Here is a 19,768-nt window from a genome sequence, read left to right on the forward strand (position 1 = left end):
TTGGTATTTTTTTGATGAAATGAATCATTCACTTTGTCTTCCGGATATTCCATGGGCATGAAACATGAAACTCATACGTATGAGTTACTCAACTGATGCGGATGAGTTGATCAAATGATACGCATGAGTTGATCAAATGATACGCATGAGTTGTTCAAGTGATACGCATGAGTTACAGAGATAACACGTATGCTTCAATCAAATGTTCATCAAAAAAATATCCCTTCTTCTGATGGTTTAACAACTTTAATTCCTATCTTTGCTCAACAAGCTTAAAAAAAGATATGAGTAAAGTATTAACACCCCTATACATTCTCTATCAGATATGCATTGCCGCGCCCATTCTGCTGGTATGCACTATCATTACGGCACTTGTTACAGTAATAGGATGCAAATTAGGCGATGGTCACTTCTGGGGATATTATCCGGGAAGAATTTGGTCGAAAATCTTTTGTTTTGTTCTGCTCATACCCATCAAGGTTGAATGCCCGACAGAAATAAAAAAGAAAACGTCGTACGTTTTTGTTGCCAATCACCAAGGCTATTTCGATATATTTCTTGTCTACGGATTCTTAGGAAGAAATTTTAAATGGATGATGAAAAAAGGACTTCGCAAATGGCCTTTCATCGGTGCCGCATGCGAAGCTGCCGGACATATCTTTGTCGACCGATCGGGTCCTTCAAAAGTTCGGGCTACCATTACACAGGCTTATAAAGTGCTGCAAGGAGGAACCTCATTAGTTGTATTCCCCGAAGGATCGCGTACGTTTACGGGGCACATGGGATTCTTCAGAAGAGGAGCGTTCTCTTTGGCTGATGAACTACAACTTCCCGTCGTTCCCATGACTATAAACGGATCGTTTAATGTACTGTCACGTACATCCAAGTATGTTCACCATCATCCCATGGAATTGATTATTCATAAGCCGATTTATCCAAAAGGAAAAGGTAGCGAAAATATAGATTATCTGATGGAATCATCCTATAAAGCCATAGAGGACGGACTTCCGGATGTATATAAAGGTGAGGTTGAAAATCCCGACCAATAATTAAACCATTGAATCGATAAACAGTAACAGACGATTTGATACGTTTACACTGCTGACACCGGAATCGAAATCCAACGAAAGGAAATTCAGATTCGGGTTAATCTTATGCAATGCTTTTTCTATTCCCTTGGCAACAACATGATTAGCTATGCATCCGAACGGCTGAAGACTGATAACATTCTCCACCCCCTCTTTCATCAACGAAACAATCTCCGATGGTAACAGCCAACCTTCACCAAACTGAGCAGCCAGCGAAACAAGTCCCTTGGCACCTTTAGCCTCTTCATAAATATCCTCGAACGGACGGAAAAATCGGAACGAAGAAGAGACTTCATTAATTTTATCCATTTGTTTGGAAATCAGTTTATATATTCCATGTATCAGAGGAACAGGAATCTTGTTTTTCATCAAATGCATCTTCCGCTTTACTTCCAAATTGACAAATTCCTGCAAGAAGAACGGAGTTAGTATAGGTGGCACCACCTCCACTCCACGATTAATCATAAAGTTGGCAATACGCTGATGAGCAAAAGAATTAAACTTCAGGAATATCTCTCCCACGATACCCACCTTTGGACATTCTTTATCCATAGCCGCTTTATCAAACTCTTTCGCGGCCTGCGCCAACAATTCAACCACTTTATCCGAATCATTCTCCATTATATACCTTCCGACGGCATTCATATAGGCATCGCGCAACTTGGCAGCAATACCGGATTCACATTCTCTGACAACCGTAGCATGATACATCTTCGATATAGCATCGGCATAATACAGCGAGTACACTATTATCTTCGAATACTTCAGCCATGGAATATCAAATCCCTCCTGATCGTTATCAATGCCTTTCGTACTCACGCCAAGCGTTATCAAAGGCACATCGGCAAATCCGGCAGAGACCATCGCACGCTTTATCAGCGACGCATAGTTCGTAGCACGGCATTGCCCACCCGTCTGACTCATAGCGAAAGCAATCTCATTCGGGTCATACTTGCCCGACTTTAATGCTTTGATAATATCGCCAACTATCAAGGTTGCCGGATAACATACCTCGTTATTCGCATACTGCAATCCGTAGGCTGCACTTATCTCATCGCTTTGCGGAAGAATCTCCACATCATAACCGGCCAATGACATGAGTTGAGGCAGAATAGGTGTCAGATAATCTGTAAAGAATGGGGCGAGAATCTTACGGTGACGGTCTTCTTTTCGGAATACTTTTGTAGAAACAAATGGCAGAACATGTTGTCTATCGGTATGATACTGAAGACTCTCAATCAAAGAACGGACACGAAGCTTTAAAGAACCGATATTGCTCACATCATCTATCTTAAGCATCGTAAAAGGTTTATTATGTCGGTTCATAATGTCGCGCACTTCATCAAGGATAAACGCATCCGGCCCGCAACCGAACGAGGTCATCTGGACTAAATGGACTTTACTGTCTTGAGCAGCCGTCCACTGAGCCGCTTTTACTATGCGGTTCATGTACGCCCATTGCTTTATCAGATAAGTTTCTCCTGTGCTGATGCTGTTATTACCACGGACAATATCATCGCTGATGACATTAACACCAAGCGAAGCAATCATTTCACTGAGCTTATGCTGAACAAGCGGGTCGGTATGGTAAGGACGACCTACCAGTACAATGGTCGTCTCATTATACTTTCTACTTTCCTCCAGAATCTCTTCTGCTCGCTTACGAATAGTTCGACTATATTCCTCTTCTGCTTCGATAGCAGCTTTAAATGCTTTCTTTATGGTAGCATGCGGAATACCCAAGCTCTTCAAATAATCGGTAACCTGAATCTCCAACAAATCCGTATTCTGAAAGGTAATCACCGGATTATCTATCGGAATTTTCCCTTCAATAACACTTTTGATAACATCGGAATAACCGGAAACAATAGGGCAATTGAAACTGTTTGTTGTACGCTTGTCATCCATGTGCTCATAAACGACATAAGGCATCAGAATACGCTCTACATTCTTCTTTTGCAAATCCTCAATGTGACTATGAACCAACTTGGCCGGAAAACAAATATTGTCGCTCATCACGGTACAGAGAGCTTTTTCATAACGAGTGTAGGTAGATGAATCGGAAAGTACGACTTTAAAACCGCAATCCGTCAGCAAACGATGCCAAAAAGGATAGTCCTCGTACATATTAAGTATGCGGGGGATACCGATGGCACGCTCGGCCGCCTCGTTAACCGGACGGTCGAAAAGGAGTTTATACTTCTCTGTATAGATATTGATTCCGGTACGCGACATGTTTCCCTTATTATTGAACACACGTTCGCACTTATTCCCGCTAAAGAACTTGTTTCCGTTAGGAAAATTATATCGAGTGACAAAGCAATGATTCTCACAACCGCCACATTGCGTCTGTTTGGTAGTAAACCGAGCTCCGTTGAGCAGCACATCAATGCTGACAGGCTCATGCAGCGTGGAAATAGCATGCAAGGCACAACCGTATGCCCCCATCAATTCAGGCATATTGCCACGTAATACCTGACGTCCGGAAAGAATCTCGAATGCACGAACTACGGCATCGTTACGCATGGTACCACCCTGAACAACGATTTCTTTTCCCATCTCATCTTTACTCTTCAGCTTCAGTACCTTATATAAGCAATTCTTCACTACCGAATAAGCCAAGCCCGCCGAGATATCCGCAATAGTAGCCCCTTCGCGCAATACCTGTTTTACTTTCGAATTCATAAAAACAGTGCATCGTGTTCCCAAATCACACGGATTCCACGCAGTACATGCCATTTTCGCGAAGTGTTCCACATCGTAACCCAAGTTGGTCGCAAAGGTCTGAATAAATGTTCCGCACCCTGACGAGCATGCTTCGTTCAATTCCATTCGAACAACAACACCCTGCTCCACAAAAATGGCTTTCATATCCTGACCGCCAATATCGAGAATAAAAGAAACATTCGGATTTAATTTGGAAGCAGCACGGTAATGCGCCATCGTCTCAATAATTCCGCTATCAAAATTGAACGCAGCTTTTATCAACTCCTCACCATAACCTGTTGAGCAGGTTCCCACAATAGCAAGTTCTGTGCCCGCTTCCTGTGCCTTTTTATTAAGTTCATCCAAGCCATCACGAACAGCTTGAATAGGATTACCAAAGTTCTGAGAATAAAAAGAGAACACCAAATCACCATTCGGACGGACAGCTACAACCTTGGTTGTTGTTGAGCCTGAATCCACTCCGATAACCACTTCTTCCTTGCCGACATGAAAAGGTTTTTGATCCATTGCCACTGTCGATTTCTCCTTTATCCATTGCTCGTGTTCGGATGCATCCTTAAATAACGGTTGGAGTCCCCCTTTAGCTACAGTGATGGTGGTATCAGCCAAACGACTCAACAACTCCGATACCTTCATTGTCTCATCACCGCAACGTAACGCACAGCCTTCGGCAGGAATCAAATTTCCGTTTTCCGGAGATATAAAGTCGGATGGCAACATGTCAAGGTAATCTTCAAAAGCCTTACGCAATGCCGGGAGGAATGTTAACGGTCCGCCACACAACAGAATGGGTGCCGTAAACTGACAACCGTGACTAAGTGTTACCACTGTTTGAACTGCAATGGCATGAAAAATAGAAGCAGCAATATCCGTCTCAGGGACATTACGGCTCATCAAGTTCTGAATATCGGTTTTAGAGAATACCCCACAACGGGCAGCGATTTGATATACATGAGTAGCTTTCAAAGCGGCTTCGTTCATTTCATCAATACTGATACCCATCAAAACAGACATCTGATCAATAAAAGAACCGGTTCCACCTGCACAGTTACCATTCATACGAAGTTCTGTACTCTTGCCATTAAAAAAAACAACTTTCGCGTCCTCTCCGCCTATATCAATCAACGCTTTTGCCTCGGGATGGATTCGATGGGAATATGCAGTGGCAGCAACCACTTCTTGTACAAAATTTACCTTTAGAGAAGAGGCGGTAGCCATACCTACCGAACCGGTAACCGTCAGAGATACATCAGCATCGCCCAACTGTTGCATAATTTCATTGAAATAGCGTGCAACCAATTGGTTGACCTGAGCATTATGACGTTCATAATGAGAGTATACTATTTTACCCTCAGTATCTAATACAACAATTTTTGCCGTTGTAGAACCAACATCCAATCCAATTCTATAGCAATTCAACATTCTCATTCATCTCATTAGTGTTACAAAATTACTAATTATTTTTGACAATGTATAAAAGGCATTCCATTGAAAATATCCTATTTGTAAGATATTTTAAACAATAAGAACGAATGATAGCAGCCCTGTTAAAAGTATTAACTTATTAATAAAAAATAAAGGCTGCATCGTGCACTACGATACAGCCTCAAATCCTTTCGAAAAAGATTACTTTATAATTTTTATTATATGTTCATCATACAATCGCGATGATGCTTTTATGAAACATTCTTCAATTTATCCAAATCGCAAGTAACCAACCAATTGTGAGAAAATACTTCCCCCGGTTCCCTTACTAAAGCCTGAATCATATAAGGGTCATGCATATATTGAGGTTTAATACTATAGTAAGATTTATGTTTATCCAAATATGTGGTAGAATTATATGCATGTCGCACAATAAACGCATTGTACCCAGGCCTTTCTACAGATTCGAACGTATGCCATTTGTAGCACTGTCCGTGCTCATATTTGTCATAAGAATGATTCTCGGCAGGATCTAACACGCCGTTATTATTTACATCAAAAAATATAAGACCTCTCTGATTACATTGCGCTTTCCATTGCGTAGTGCATACTGCTACATATTCCTGTGGAATAAACAATTGAGTTTGAAGCATAGGATATTCCCATTTTCTCTTTTTCTCTTTTTTCATAACTTTACGTTGATAAAACTTGTTTTTAATCTATTTATATTAAATAAATAGCATTCATTAAAATCTCCAATTACAAAACTACAAAAAAATACCTTCCCACAACTCGAAATTGTCACCAAATATTCACACGTTTATCAGGAGCGACGTACATCTTATCCTTCTCGGTGATGCCAAAAGCATCGTACCAAGCCTGAATATGAGGAAGAGCTCCATTAACACGCCACATTCCTAAAGCATGAGGATCGGACTTGGTACGGACACGAATCTCATTCTCACGAATATTCTGCGCCCAAACTCCGGCATAAGCAAGGAAGAAACGCTGCTCCGGGGTAAAACCGTCAACAACTCCTAAAGGATTATCTTTCGTAGCATTCTTAAATGCCTGAAAAGAAACATTCAAACCACCGTGGTCGGCAAGATTCTCACCCAAAGTGAGCTCGCCATTTCCCTTTAATCCGGGGAGAACTTCAATATTACTGAAGAAATCAGCCATCACTTTCGTACGCTCCTTAAAACGCTCTGCATCTTGCGGAGTCCACCAATCCCTAAAATTACCATCCTTATCAAACTGACGACCTTGATCATCAAATCCGTGAGTCATTTCATGACCGATAACCACACCAATCGCGCCGTAGTTGAAAGCATCGTCAGCGTTCATATCAAAGAATGGATACTGCAAAATACCCGCGGGAAAACAAATCTCATTGGTTGTCGGATTATAATATGCGTTAACTGTCTGAGGAGTCATGTACCACTCATCTCTATCAACCGGTTTGCCGGCCTTAGAAAGCATATAATTGATTTCAAACTCTCCTGCACGCTTCATATTCTCATAATACGAATCTTTCGCGTCAATATTCAAAGAAGAGTAGTCGCGCCACTTGTCCGGATAGCCCACTTTCACATAGAATGCATTCAATTTATCCAAAGCGTATGTCTTCGTGGTGTCACTCATCCACTCCTGAGCCTGAATACGCTCGCTAAGCGCTGTCTGCAAGTTCTTAATCAGCTGAACCATGCGCTCCTTTGCTGAAGCAGGGAAATATTTCTGAACATACATCTGTCCGACAGCTTCACCCAATGTCCCATTCACAGCATTTACCGCACGCTTCCATCGAGGTTGCATCTCTTTCGTTCCACGCATCGTACGACTATAAAAATCGAAATGCTCTTTCTGGAACTCATCGCTTAAAGTGTTAGCTGCCCCATCAATTACATTCCACTGGAAATAAGCTATTTGTTTATCAAGAGGAACTTCATTGATAATCTTTGCAACTTCCTTAACAGGCTCTATCTGACCGACACTAACTTCGTTAACCTTACCCTTAACACCTACACCGTCAAGAAACAAATCCCAATCAATACCGGTGATCGTCTTCTTCAGCTCATCAACAGTCATCTTGTGATAGTTAGCTGCCGGATCACGCAACTCAACATTACTGAACGATGCTTTCGCTATACGAGTTTCTATTTCCATCACAGCTTCCATATTCTTTTGCGCAGTAGCTTCATCAACACCGGCAAGCTTGAACATATTAACAATGTGCTGTTTGAACTTCTCTCGAATATTTACGGTAGCCGAATCTGTATCAATGTAATAGTCTTTCTGACCAAGACTTAATCCTCCCTGACCTATCTGGAATAGGTTATTCTTACTGTCCATCATATCGGCATCAATACCATAGTTAAAATAACCGGCAATAGACTTATGGAACATTTTTGTCATCATAGGAATAACTTCCGACTTGTCTTTTATCATAGCTACCTCGTCAAAGTCGGTCTTTGCCGGAGTAAATCCTTCCTTGTTCAGACGATCACTGTCCATAGCCAACTTATACACATCAGCCACTTTCTGCGCAACGGACCCTGCAGTTTGTTCTTTAGAAGCAAGCTCTGTTATCAATCCCTTTATCTGCTCTCTGTTGTTCTCTGATAACTGATCAAAAGAACCGAAACGAGAATATTCGTCAGACAATGGATGTTTTTTCATCCAACCGCCACATGCATACTGATAGAAATCGTCTCCACGAACAGCAGTTGTATCGAGATTAGCCAAATCAATACCGTTTGTAGAAACTTCAGTTTCCTTTTTACCTTCACATCCTGCCAATGTCGCCAGAGCGAACATTGCTAATGGTAAATAATCTTTCATTCTCATATTTAAATAATTAAAATGTTATCTTATTTCCTCTAATTCCATAGAAAACTGAGCCCAATCATCTTCTGCCTTACTCATTTGTTCTTTCAGTTGCTGATGAGCAGTATAGAGACTCATGTCAAATGCTCCTTCCGAAGTGACCATCTTACTTTCCAATTCACCAATCTGTTTCTCTAAATCTTCTATTTGTCTTTCACAATCGGCTACTTGTCGCTCCAGTTTCTTCACTTTCCTATTCTGTTCTTTCATGGACTCGTACATAAGTTTGCTTTCACTGACAGAAACCGGTTCATCGGTTGCCTGAACAGGTACAGACTGCTGAAGCTGAAGCTCATTCAAACTCTCCATCTTTTTCTTTTCCAAGAATTCATAGATGCCTCCAATATGTTCCTTCACCATTCCACCGCCAAACTCAAACACTTTTGTAACCAATCCGTCCAGAAAGTCACGGTCGTGCGAAACAATAACAGCCGTCCCGTCAAAATCGCGTATCGCGTCTTTCAACACATCTTTCGAACGCATATCCAAATGATTGGTAGGCTCATCTAAAATCAGAAAATTGACCGGCTCGAGCAACAGTTTTATCATAGCCAAACGACTTCTCTCTCCTCCAGAAAGCACTTTGACTTTTTTATCTGAAGCTTCCCCACCAAACATGAATGCGCCAAGTATATCACGAATCTTCGTCCGAATGTCTCCCTTCGCCACATAATCTATCGTATCGAAAACAGTCAGATCCTCATCCAAAAGCTGAGCCTGATTCTGCGCAAAATAGCCTATCTGAACATTATGACCAACGGTCAGTTTTCCTTCGTACGGAAGCTGATTCATAATACACTTTACCAACGTAGACTTACCCTCGCCATTCTTCCCCACGAATGCCACCTTCTCGCCCCGCTTAATAGTCAAATTCACATGATGGAATACCAAATGGTCACCGAAAGCCTTCTTCACATCCTCACAAATGAGGGGATAGTTACCGGAACGTATTGATGGCGGAAATTTCAATCGCAGAGTAGCTGTATCTTCTTCATCAATCTCAATAGGAACAATCTTTTCCAACTGCTTAATACGGCTCTGTACCTGCACGGCCTTCGTTGGTTTATAACGGAACCGATCGATAAAATCCTTTATATCTAAAATTTCTTTCTGCTGATTTTCGTATGCTCGAAGCTGCTGCTCCCGGCGGTCTTTACGCAGTTGGACAAACTCATTGTACTTCACCTTATAGTCGTAAATGCGCCCGCAAGATATCTCAATGGTACGAGTAGTTACATTATTAATAAAGGTACGGTCGTGACTGACCAGCACAACTGCTCCGGAATAATTTTTCAAGAAATCCTCCAACCACTGAATGCTCTCAATATCAAGATGATTAGTCGGCTCATCAAGCAGCAATACATCGGGATGACGAAACAAAATTTTCGCAAGCTCAATACGCATTCGCCAACCTCCGGAAAACTCTGTAGTAGGGCGATTGAAATCGGTCCGTTCAAAGCCTAAACCAATCAGTGTACGTTCCATAGCAGCCTCGTAATTATCGCCACCTATCAACTGATAACGCTCCGTTTCAGCAGTAAACGTCTCTATCAGCTTTTGATAGTCTGCCGACTCATAATCAGTCCGATCTGCCAGCTCCTGATTCATCTTTTTCAGCTTATCCTGAAAGTCGGTTATATGTTCGAATGCCTGTTTTGTCTCTTCAATCACGGTATATTCGTCAACCAGTTTCATCACCTGAGGCAGGTATCCGATAGTGGTATCCTTCGGAACAGATACCATTCCCGAAGTCGGATGCTGCTGACCGTCAATAATCTTCAACATGGTAGACTTACCTGCTCCGTTCTTCCCGACCAATGCGATACGATCACGATTGTTGATGACAAACGATACATCATGAAATAACGGAGTGGCACCAAATTCAACCTTTAGATTATCTATAGATATCATTAACTTTATTCTTTTTCACCTGCAAAGATAGTGCAAATGAGCACAGTAAAAAATAAAGTGGTTCATTTATTTAAATCTAATACCTAACTGATACCTTGCAGGATTCTCGCCTATGAGCTTATCTAAAGTGGTTTCGGCATATTCGTTCTGATAATATACATCTATAGAATGTTTATTGTTGATTATTCATGAGAAGCCCACCTTACCAATTAGTTATTCGTAATGTCCTTCCATTCAATGATTCTATCTTTATCTTCGTTGCAGACTACATGAGCGATATGTTTCTCTTTTGTACCATCTCTTGAAACTACATAATATATAACATTAGCAGAGAAACGTACCTCATCATTCTCCTTATAGTCTTCGCACAAGAACTTGTTACCAAATTCAACCTTTTCACCATTGATAAGTAAAGAAGAAACATAATTTACAACAGCTTCTTCAAAATTCTTATTCTCCCAATTTCCATGACCAGGCAAATGTATATGTCCTTTTTTTGCTAATGCAACAAGCAACATAATGACTATGCAACCAACTAACTTTATAAACTTACTTTTCTTCATAATGTGTAATTTTTATTTTTATGTTATAATTTTTACCAAAAGCAAAATAGACCAAGTTACAATTTTCGGATAACAACAAATAATCTTATTTGATGGTTTATTAAACTTCTGACGATACAAAGTTACGGTAGAGATGAGCCTTAAAACGACTAAATCACCAAATAAAAAGTCTTAATAAGAAAAACATAACCTAATGAGAATCAATGGATACATTTCTATAAAATCTAAATTCTACCTCGTGGAGTCTTAATCATCCCTTAACGCAGTTAATTCAAATCATTCCATTGTTTACCAAACAGTCAGCATAGTTACGTAGATGTTCTGATATGAGCATGAAGGAGACTTATTTCCTCTTTCCCTATCCTTTTTGAAATTGTAATCCAACAAATGAAAAAGTCATAAAGAGTTTTGCTAAAAAGAAATGCAACACCCTACTCGATCATGGACATGAGAACGAACAATTTTTTTATAAATCGAAGCTTTTATGCTTATGTAGTCATTTCTTTTATACAGTAAAAAGCATCCAATCCTTTATAAACAAACCTTAATTCAGGAGTTATTTTCCTTAAAACATGTTATAAAACATTCTTTTTTAGCAGTAATATTTGCAGGTTATCAAAATAGCCGTACCTTTGCATCGTGTTTTTCATAGTATTAGATTTAAGGTTAACAAAGGTTGGGATACAGCGGTATCCCTTTTTTTATGTCTATACGTTTTTAAACCAACTTCTTTTTATAACTTATCTCAACATAATTGACTATATTTGCGCAAAAGACTCATGATTATGAAGAAATTACTGTCAATTTACACCTTACTCTTTCTACTTCTCGCGTTCACAGCGTGCAGCAGTGACCGTGACGAACCGTCCCCGATACAAAATAAACCGGAAATATCGCTTGCAAGTGGCGCGAAGTTCACTTCAAAAGTAGGGAAAAACTTCACCTACACCCCGACTGTCAAAAATGCATCCGGAGCTACTTATATATGGACAATGAACAATGAGGTAATCGGTAACACGCAAACCCTATGCCACATTTTCGAAGAGAAAGGCTCCTACTATATTCGCTTGAAAGTGACCAATGATGCCGGTTCGGACGAAGAAGAGATTTTGGTAACCGTCACAGCCTTGACACCTCCGGTCATCTCGCTGAATATCCCTGACGGAGGATTCAACGCGCTTGCATATACTGATTATACTTTTAAGCCAACCTTTCAACATAAAGAAGCAGACGGCTTTACGTGCTCTTGGTCTTTAAACGGAAATGTAGTAAGCAATGACAGCATTTACACCTTTAACCAGTCGGACAAAGGGAGCTATACCATTAAAATAACCGCTTCCAATGAAGATGGAGAAAATCATTTAGAGTTCAAGGTGAACGTTATTGAAAGTCTGCTTTACAGCGTAACATTCGATAAACTTTCGTACTTCTGCGAAACAACCGACCGCAACACATTCATCGGTCACCCTGTTTATATCACCCCTACCATCCGGAACTTCAGCAAACCAACTATCAAATGGGTGATAAATGGTGACACCATAGTCGGTGCCAACTCACAAACGTTAAAACTCACGCCCGATAAAGCCGGCGATTACCTTATTAAAGTATGTGTATACGAGCCTTCGAAAATCAGTTCTTCCGTATCGGGAATAATAGAGACCGGGAACATCACTTTCACGAATGAAATTATGATTCATGCATATAACAATGAATCTTCTGCTCAGCGTGCCATAAACGGTTCCAGCAGTAAGAAACAAAACAAAGTCTATGAATATGTTCCGGCTCCGGGACAATTTATAGGGGACACTGCGCTTGCCGGATTTACCGGCAATGAGACAACGAAAAATGCAGCAAACAGCTATGCTTTGGAACGCCTAAATAAAACATCGTACGTTTCACTTGGAGGATTCGGAGGATATATCATTGTTGGATTCGACCATAGCATCGCAGCCTCAGCCAATGATTACGACTTTACCATTCAGGGTAATGCGTATGCCTCACCCAACATGGGAAGCGACGGCAATTCAGAGCCGGGAATCGTTTGGGTCATGCAGGATGTCAATGGAAACGGCCTTCCGGATGACGAATGGTATGAGCTGAAAAGCAGTGAGACGGGTAATAAGTCGACTATTCAAAACTATGCAGTGACATACTATAAGCCGAGTAGCCCAAATGCTAACGTGAAATGGAAAGATTCCGAAGGAAATTCAGGAACCATAGACTACAATATCTATCACCGACAAAATTCTTACTATCCGACATGGATTTCAACCACCTCGTACACGTTGAAAGGTACACGACTTAAAGCACGCAATTATGTAAAAGATAACCTATATATTAATCCGGCATACGGATGGGGGTACGCAGACAACCTCGGTAAAGATGCCATCAGCAGTTCGGACGACGGAAGTAATCAGGTAAACGGATTCAAGATTTCGAATGCCATTCTTCCAGACGGAACTGTCGTAACATTGAAGTACATTGATTTTATCAAGGTTCAAACAGGACTGAACACAAAAAGTGGTCCATTGGGAGAAGTCTCAACAGAAGTATTCTCGTTCACCGATTATTCTATGGAATAAATTATGCGGAAAGGGTTATTCTTCAGTCTGTTGCTCTGCTGCATCGCATGTCTCACCTCGTGCATGAAATGGGATTACGGTGATGAGGAAGAGTTTGCGTCTACCGGTTCGGGACTGTTCATTGTAAACGAAGGAAATTTCCAATATGGCAACGCGACACTCTCCTATTACAATCCCTTGACTAAGTCTGTAGAGAATGAGATTTTTTACAGAGCCAATGCTGCCAAATTAGGTGATGTAGCCCAATCCATGACCATATATCATAATGTGGGATGGGTAGTGGTCAACAATTCACATGTCATCTTCGCCATCGACTTAACAACCTTTAAGGAGAATGGACGCATCACCAACTTTACATCCCCTCGCTACATCCATTTTGTAAACGACAACAAAGCATACGTCACTCAATTATGGGACAATCGTATAGCCATAATCAATCCATCCACTTATACAATAACCGGTTACATTGATATTCCGAATATGAACACAGAATCCGGATCTACGGAACAAATAGTTCAGTATGGGAAATATGTATTCATAAATTGTTGGTCGTATCAGAACAGGCTTCTGAAGATAGATACAGAAACCGATAAGGTTATTGCAGAGCTAACAGTAGGTATTCAGCCTACATCGGTAGTTTTAGATAAGAATAACAAGCTCTGGACTATTACCGATGGTGGCTACGAAGGAAGTCCGTACGGTTATGAAGCTCCTGCCCTGTTCCGTATTGACCCCGAAACCTTTACCATAGAGCAGCAATTCCAATTCGATTTAGGCGACGCGCTTTCCGAACTTGTATTGAACGAAACAAAAGATAAGCTCTACTGGATAAACAACGATGTGTGGTGCATGTCCGTTGACGAAGATCATATTCCGGTTCGGCCGTTCCTACCTTATCAAAATACAAAATATTACGGACTGACAGTCAACCCGAATAACGGAGATGTTTATGTGGCCGATGCTATAGATTATCAGCAACAAGGCATCGTCTACCGTTATTCTTCCGAAGGAGAACTCATTGATAAGTTTTATGTTGGTATAACGCCCGGAGCATTCTGTTGGAAATAAAAAGATTATGAAGAAAGTTGTGACCATTTTTATACTGCTACTTACCACATTGAACATGCATGCTCAAACCGAAAACGATTGGAGCAAGAAAGGATTCAAGTTGGGGGAAGTGACGGTATGGGGACGTAAACCGATGAAAGATATCGGCGTGCAGCAAACCAGACTCGACTCACTGTCACTGAAAGAAAATATATCCCTCTCTATGGCAGACATACTGACATTCAACGCTCCGGTCTTTGTAAAGAGTTACGGTCGTGCTACACTCTCTACCGTTGCTTTCCGAGGAACATCCCCATCGCATACACAAGTTACATGGAACGGTATGCGCATTAATAATCCCATGCTTGGCATGACCGACTTCTCCATGATTCCTTCCTACTTTATTGACGATGCCTCACTACTTCACGGTACCTCTTCGGTAAACGAAACGGGAGGAGGTTTGGGAGGATTAGTCAAATTATCCACCACACCCGCCACAGTCGATGGAATGAAGATGCAATACGTTCAAGGAATCGGATCTTTCAAGACCTTTGATGAGTTCCTACGCCTGACGGTTGGCAGCGAGCATTGGAAAACTTCTACCAGAATAGTGTACCAATCTTCGCCAAACGAGTATAAGTACCGTAACCATGATAAAAAAGAGAATATCTACGACGATAATCATCACATCATCGGCCGGTATTATCCGACAGAAAAGAATAAGAGTGCTTCATACAAGGACTTCCATCTGTTGCAGGAAGCATATTATAATACGCTGAAAGGCGACCGTCTTGGTATGAACGCATGGTTCATTTATTCGAATCGCGAACTTCCTATGCTGACTACCGATTATGGAGACGAGAAAGCATTTGAGAATCGTCAGCGGGAGAACACATTACGAAGTATTCTGTCATGGGATCATTATAAAGAAAGCTGGAAACTGGGTGTAAAGGGTGGATATATTCACACGTGGATGGGTTACGATTACAAACGTGATAAGGGCAACGGAATATTAGAGACCATGACACATTCACGCAGTTTAGTGAATACTATATACGGTCAGGCCAACGGAGACTATGCTCCAAACAACCAATGGTACTTCACCTCCTATCTATCCGCCAACCAACACTTTGTGAAAAGTTCGGATAAGAAAGTAACAACTACCGATGGTGATAACGCAATAGTAGGATACAACAAGAAGCAAACTGAACTTTCCGGTTCCGTTTCTGCCAAGTGGCGCCCGAACGAACGTATTGGCATGTCGGTCGTACTACGTGAAGAAATGTTCGGCGATCGTTGGTCGCCTGTCATCCCTGCATTTTTCTTCGACGGTGTCCTCTCCAATGCCGGAAACATCACAGTAAAAGCTTCCATCTCAAAAAATTATAAGTTCCCTACACTGAACGATTTATATTTTCTACCGGGAGGTAACCCGAATCTGAAAAACGAAAGCGGATTCAATTATGAGGCAGGACTTTCGTTTGCCATAGGAAAAGAAAATAAATACACGTTTTCCGGATCTGCCTCATGGTTCGACCAATACATAGACGACTGGATTATCTGGTTGCCTACTACTAAAGGATTCTTTTCTCCCAAAAACATCAAACAAGTCCATGCGTATGGCATAGAGAGTCGATTGGATTATACTCGGATTCTTTCGAAAGATTGGATGATACGTCTGGACGGAACCTATTCTTGGACTCCTTCCATCAATAAAGGAGAACCGATGAGTCAGGCCGATCAATCGGTTGGAAAGCAATTACCATACGTCCCCAAGCATTCTGCCACTATCAACGGGCGGTTATCATATAAATCATGGAGCTTTCTTTACAAATGGTGTTATTACAGTGAACGATATACGATGTCGAGCAACGATAAATCGTTAACCGGTCATTTACCTGACTATTTCATGAGCAACATCAGCTTAGACAAAGAATTCTCCGCTAAGTGGGGCGACCTCAATGTAAAAGGCGTGATCAATAATCTATTTGACGAAGAATACCTTTCTGTCCTCTCTCGACCGATGCCCGGAATCAATTTCGAAATTTTTGTTAGTATAAAACCTAAATGGTAGGTTGAAATGTTAAGGAATAGATGTTAATTTATAAAGTATATTATACTTTATCCAAAAAGACAATATAAACTTGCAGAGTACAAAAGATTCTGTACCTTTGTATTGTGTTTTTCATAGTATTAGATTTAAGGTTTTAATAAAAGACGAGCTGTCTGTGAAGATAGCCGTTTTTTTATTATAATTAGCTAACACTCTATCTTAAAAAATTTTATATAATTCCCAAGAATTCTCATGGTCTCTTATACAGAGAGACTTTAAGAGATTATCTATTTTTATACATATCCCTATCAAATGGAGATTTTATTATTTCAATCTTACCTGAAAGTTAAGTTTAAAAGAGAGAGTAGTATCCTTTTCTTTGACTATTGAAGCATATTCATGACGAGAAGTACTTGAACGTTCCAAATATGCATTAGAAAAAAGATAATCCTCAAATCTATTACGGTCATAAAAATGATAGCATAAGATCTCACCGTCTTTTTTTACAACCAAATAACCACCATTTGCATCAAATTTTCCACTCCAAGCAGTAGCAGGCATCATGCCCAATGCTGCCGAAGTCAAAAGATGTTTAATTTTATACACATAAAATGGTGACGCTTGAGCCACATCATAATTCAAAGGATTTTTCTCGGTAAGGTTTTCAGCCAATTCTCGCAATGTAGAAACTCCCGAATCTAATTGTTCTAAAAGCAAATTGGCTATAATAGCAGGCAAATCTCCATCAAGCATAATAAGATTATTACGAAATGTAGGGTTATCCACTTTATCAAATATCAATACTCCACCTTTCTTCTTAATCGCGTTTACTCTTTCAATAACTTTATTCCGTAGAGGGTTTAAAGAATTTATACTGGATATATCTTTATCTGAAAGAAATACTCCTTCTATTTTAAAATTAAAGTTAGTCGCTTTGCTTGCATTTAATAGAGTTGAGTCTCCCCCGAGTTGGGATTTTATGCTGAAACCCATTTCTGAATTTATTTTAGTCCTACGATCATGCAAAATGATTTTAATATCGGTTTTATCTGATGATTTTGCCTTCAAAGAATGACAATAAATACTATTCATGAAAATTTCAATTTGAGGTAAGGCAAATGCACCTTCATGTTCATTAACAGCTTTTAATAACTTTTCTGCTTCTATCAAAAATACTGATGCAGGAATTCTCAATAATTCTTCACCGTCAGGAGTTTGAATTACAACATCTTTATCTTGCAATTTGTAATTGAAGTTGCCTTCCTTTTCATGGCGAAGAATCATTATGATAGGATAAAACAAATCCTGAATCTTATTCAAGTTTTGATCGCCTGCATAAACTTTACCTTCACCTAATAATTTAAGCAAGGTATATATTTCACACCATTCTCCTTTATTCCCTTTCAGTGCCATATTTTTTAGATTTTGAGAGATTGATTCTTTTTATAATTTCCTCAGCTGTCGCTTGAATTGCAGGTACAGCAACTGAATTTCCAAATTGTTTATAAGCTGAAGCATCTGCTACTCCAATTATAAAGTTATCTGGAAAGCCTTGTAAACGAGCCCACTCACGTGGTGTCATTCTTCTTAATCCATCACGATTAATTTCGCCTTTTATATTTGTCACAGGAGTAAAATCCTTAAGACGGTTATCAATTACAAGATTTCGTTCTCTCCCCATTCCACCGACAACTATAGCATTTGCAATACCATTATCAGGAATTATCTCATATCCGAAGCCATTTCCTTTGGCAGCATGACGTTCTTTATGAGCTACAAGTGTTTTTATATATTGCGTAGATAAATAATATTTGGCGGAAACTACATTTTTTTCTTTTATGTCAGCAAACGTTTTGGTTTTATCTGTTGGCTCTGGATATGTAAATTCATTTACATTCTGATCTTTTCTGAATCCTACAATATATACTCTCTCACGGTGTTGTGGTACTCCAAAATTCATTGCATTTACTATTTGTGGTTCTGGTACGTAATAATCCAAATCATCCCTTAAAACTTTTAATATTATTTGGATAGTCTTCCCTTTATCATGTATAAGTAATCCTTTAACATTTTCTAAAAAGAATGCTTTCGGACGTTTACGACGCAATATTTCCGCCACATCAAAAAATAATGTTCCCCTTGTTTCCTCAAATCCAAGCCGTTTCCCTGCTAATGAAAATGCTTGGCAAGGAAATCCCGCACATAACACATCAAAATCATCTGGAATAAATGATTTTATAGATTCTTTAGTTATATCGCCAAATGGTACTTCGCCGTAATTTAATAAATAGGTTTTTTGCGCCTGTGCATCCCATTCTGAAGAAAACACACATTTACCTCCAAGATTTTGCATTGCCATTCTGAAACCTCCAATTCCGGCAAACAAATCAACAAATGTAAACTTAGGATTATCCATCGGCAAAAATGGTACAGAAAACAGGTCCGAGAACAATGAATATTGAATATTTATATCAAAAAGGCTATTACTTTCAACTTCTTTCTGATGAACATTATATATATCCTCTATCAAGCCTTCTGCTTCACGTTCATATGGTTTGGCGTGTTTACATCCTTGATTATGAAGATAATGAGACACTATTGCCATTTGCTCATCAAAAGGAATAACAGTCCCATCCTCATTAAAAGAATGAGGACCATACATCTGCATCAACACTTTGCTACCACCACACATTTGAGTGATGGCAATTTTCCCAGTCCCTTTTGTTTTAACATTCATATAATTCAAAATTCTATTTAGGCATTTGTCGGATTCTTTAATTATTTCCGTTTCCCAAAATCGAAAAACTTTCCAACCTTGCGCTTTCAATTGTTCATTGACCTCTCTATCTCTTTCAATATTCCGTTCAATCTTTGAATACCAAAATTCGCAATTGCTTTTATGGTCATTCTTTCGTTCTTCCCAATTTCTACCATGCCAAAATTCACCATCACAGAATATGGCAATTTGCATTTTTCGAATAACAAAATCAGGTTTTCCAAAGACTGTTTTATCATTTTTGCGATATCTTATTCCTGCATTCCAAAGCAATTTGCCAAACAAAATTTCAAGTTTGGTTCCTTTACTTTTATTTGCAACCATATTCTTATGACGTTGCTCTTTTGTCAAATGGTCCATTAGTAACTTCGGATTTTGAAATAAATATATATTATATTCAAAACACAAATATACTCATTTAAATTCGAATAGAATCATACGTTTGCTATTAAATATCTCAAAATATGTATTTCTAACACAAGATTTTTGACAAACTTCCTCCTTTCGGAGATATATGGCTCCTTCAATCAGGAACCAATCCTGTTCCGATGCATATAAACAGAAAAAATGACGCGGTTGAGCTTACACATTCATCAGAATGAATTTGTCCGGTTATCCGAAAGAGTTGAGCAATCCATACGCGTTACTATAAAATAAAAGCATTCTATAAAAGGATATAAACCAATCATTCTACTGATAGACACTTATAT

The 19,768-nt window shown here is 39.7% G+C and carries 11 protein-coding genes; 4 read left to right on the top strand and 7 right to left on the bottom strand.

The genetic code is table 11. The features are described from left to right. Positions 1–284: 284 nt before the first annotated feature. Positions 285–1,049 carry a lysophospholipid acyltransferase family protein gene (locus LO761_RS02330; RefSeq protein ID WP_272816710.1) on the top strand — a complete coding sequence of 255 codons (765 nt, stop codon included), beginning with the start codon at positions 285–287 and terminating at the stop codon, positions 1,047–1,049. On the opposite strand, the gene LO761_RS02335 is transcribed toward LO761_RS02330, so the two are convergent. The 5 genes from LO761_RS02335 to LO761_RS02355 all read right to left on the bottom strand — a co-directional run bounded on the left by LO761_RS02335 (position 1,050) and on the right by LO761_RS02355 (position 10,600). Further along, the gene (locus LO761_RS02335; RefSeq protein ID WP_272816711.1) at positions 1,050–5,237 is read right to left on the bottom strand and encodes an acyl-CoA dehydratase activase-related protein; all 4,188 of its coding nucleotides are present in this window, start codon (positions 5,235–5,237) and stop codon (positions 1,050–1,052) included. 254 nt (positions 5,238–5,491) lie between these two features. Beyond that, the gene (locus tag LO761_RS02340) at positions 5,492–5,929 is read right to left on the bottom strand and encodes a hypothetical protein (RefSeq protein WP_272816712.1); all 438 of its coding nucleotides are present in this window, start codon (positions 5,927–5,929) and stop codon (positions 5,492–5,494) included. A gap of 112 nt (positions 5,930–6,041) precedes the next feature. Continuing rightward, positions 6,042–8,087, bottom strand: a complete 2,046-nt coding sequence (locus tag LO761_RS02345) for a M13 family metallopeptidase (protein WP_272816713.1) — start codon at positions 8,085–8,087, stop codon at positions 6,042–6,044. Between the two features lie 18 nt (positions 8,088–8,105). After that, positions 8,106–10,037: an ABC-F family ATP-binding cassette domain-containing protein gene (locus tag LO761_RS02350; RefSeq protein WP_272816714.1), complete on the bottom strand. Its 1,932-nt coding sequence runs from the start codon at positions 10,035–10,037 to the stop codon at positions 8,106–8,108. Between the two features lie 209 nt (positions 10,038–10,246). Next, complete coding sequence (locus tag LO761_RS02355) at positions 10,247–10,600, bottom strand: hypothetical protein (protein ID WP_272816715.1); 354 nt, start codon at positions 10,598–10,600, stop codon at positions 10,247–10,249. Between the two features lie 785 nt (positions 10,601–11,385). On the opposite strand from LO761_RS02355, the gene LO761_RS02360 reads away from it, so the two are divergent. Genes LO761_RS02360 through LO761_RS02370 form a run of 3 tightly spaced genes read left to right on the top strand, consistent with a single transcriptional unit; the run spans position 11,386 to position 16,303 of the window. Continuing rightward, positions 11,386–13,182 (top strand): PKD-like domain-containing protein, encoded by a 1,797-nt coding sequence (locus LO761_RS02360; RefSeq protein ID WP_272816716.1) that lies wholly within the window; start codon positions 11,386–11,388, stop codon positions 13,180–13,182. 3 nt (positions 13,183–13,185) lie between these two features. Beyond that, a complete protein-coding gene (locus LO761_RS02365; RefSeq protein ID WP_272816717.1) occupies positions 13,186–14,250 on the top strand; it encodes a YncE family protein in 1,065 nt (354 codons plus the stop codon). Positions 14,251–14,257: 7 nt separating this feature from the next. Further along, positions 14,258–16,303 (top strand): TonB-dependent receptor, encoded by a 2,046-nt coding sequence (locus LO761_RS02370; protein ID WP_407951532.1) that lies wholly within the window; start codon positions 14,258–14,260, stop codon positions 16,301–16,303. 303 nt (positions 16,304–16,606) lie between these two features. On the opposite strand, the gene LO761_RS02375 is transcribed toward LO761_RS02370, so the two are convergent. Next, positions 16,607–17,695: an HpaII family restriction endonuclease gene (locus tag LO761_RS02375; RefSeq protein WP_272816718.1), complete on the bottom strand. Its 1,089-nt coding sequence runs from the start codon at positions 17,693–17,695 to the stop codon at positions 16,607–16,609. Further along, complete coding sequence (gene vsr / locus LO761_RS02380) at positions 17,676–19,418, bottom strand: DNA mismatch endonuclease Vsr (RefSeq protein ID WP_336385762.1); 1,743 nt, start codon at positions 19,416–19,418, stop codon at positions 17,676–17,678. Before vsr ends, LO761_RS02375 begins: the two co-directional genes overlap by 20 nt. Positions 19,419–19,768 lie beyond the last annotated feature (350 nt).

Source organism: Phocaeicola oris (assembly GCF_021295095.1).
Classification (GTDB): domain Bacteria; phylum Bacteroidota; class Bacteroidia; order Bacteroidales; family Bacteroidaceae; genus Phocaeicola; species Phocaeicola oris.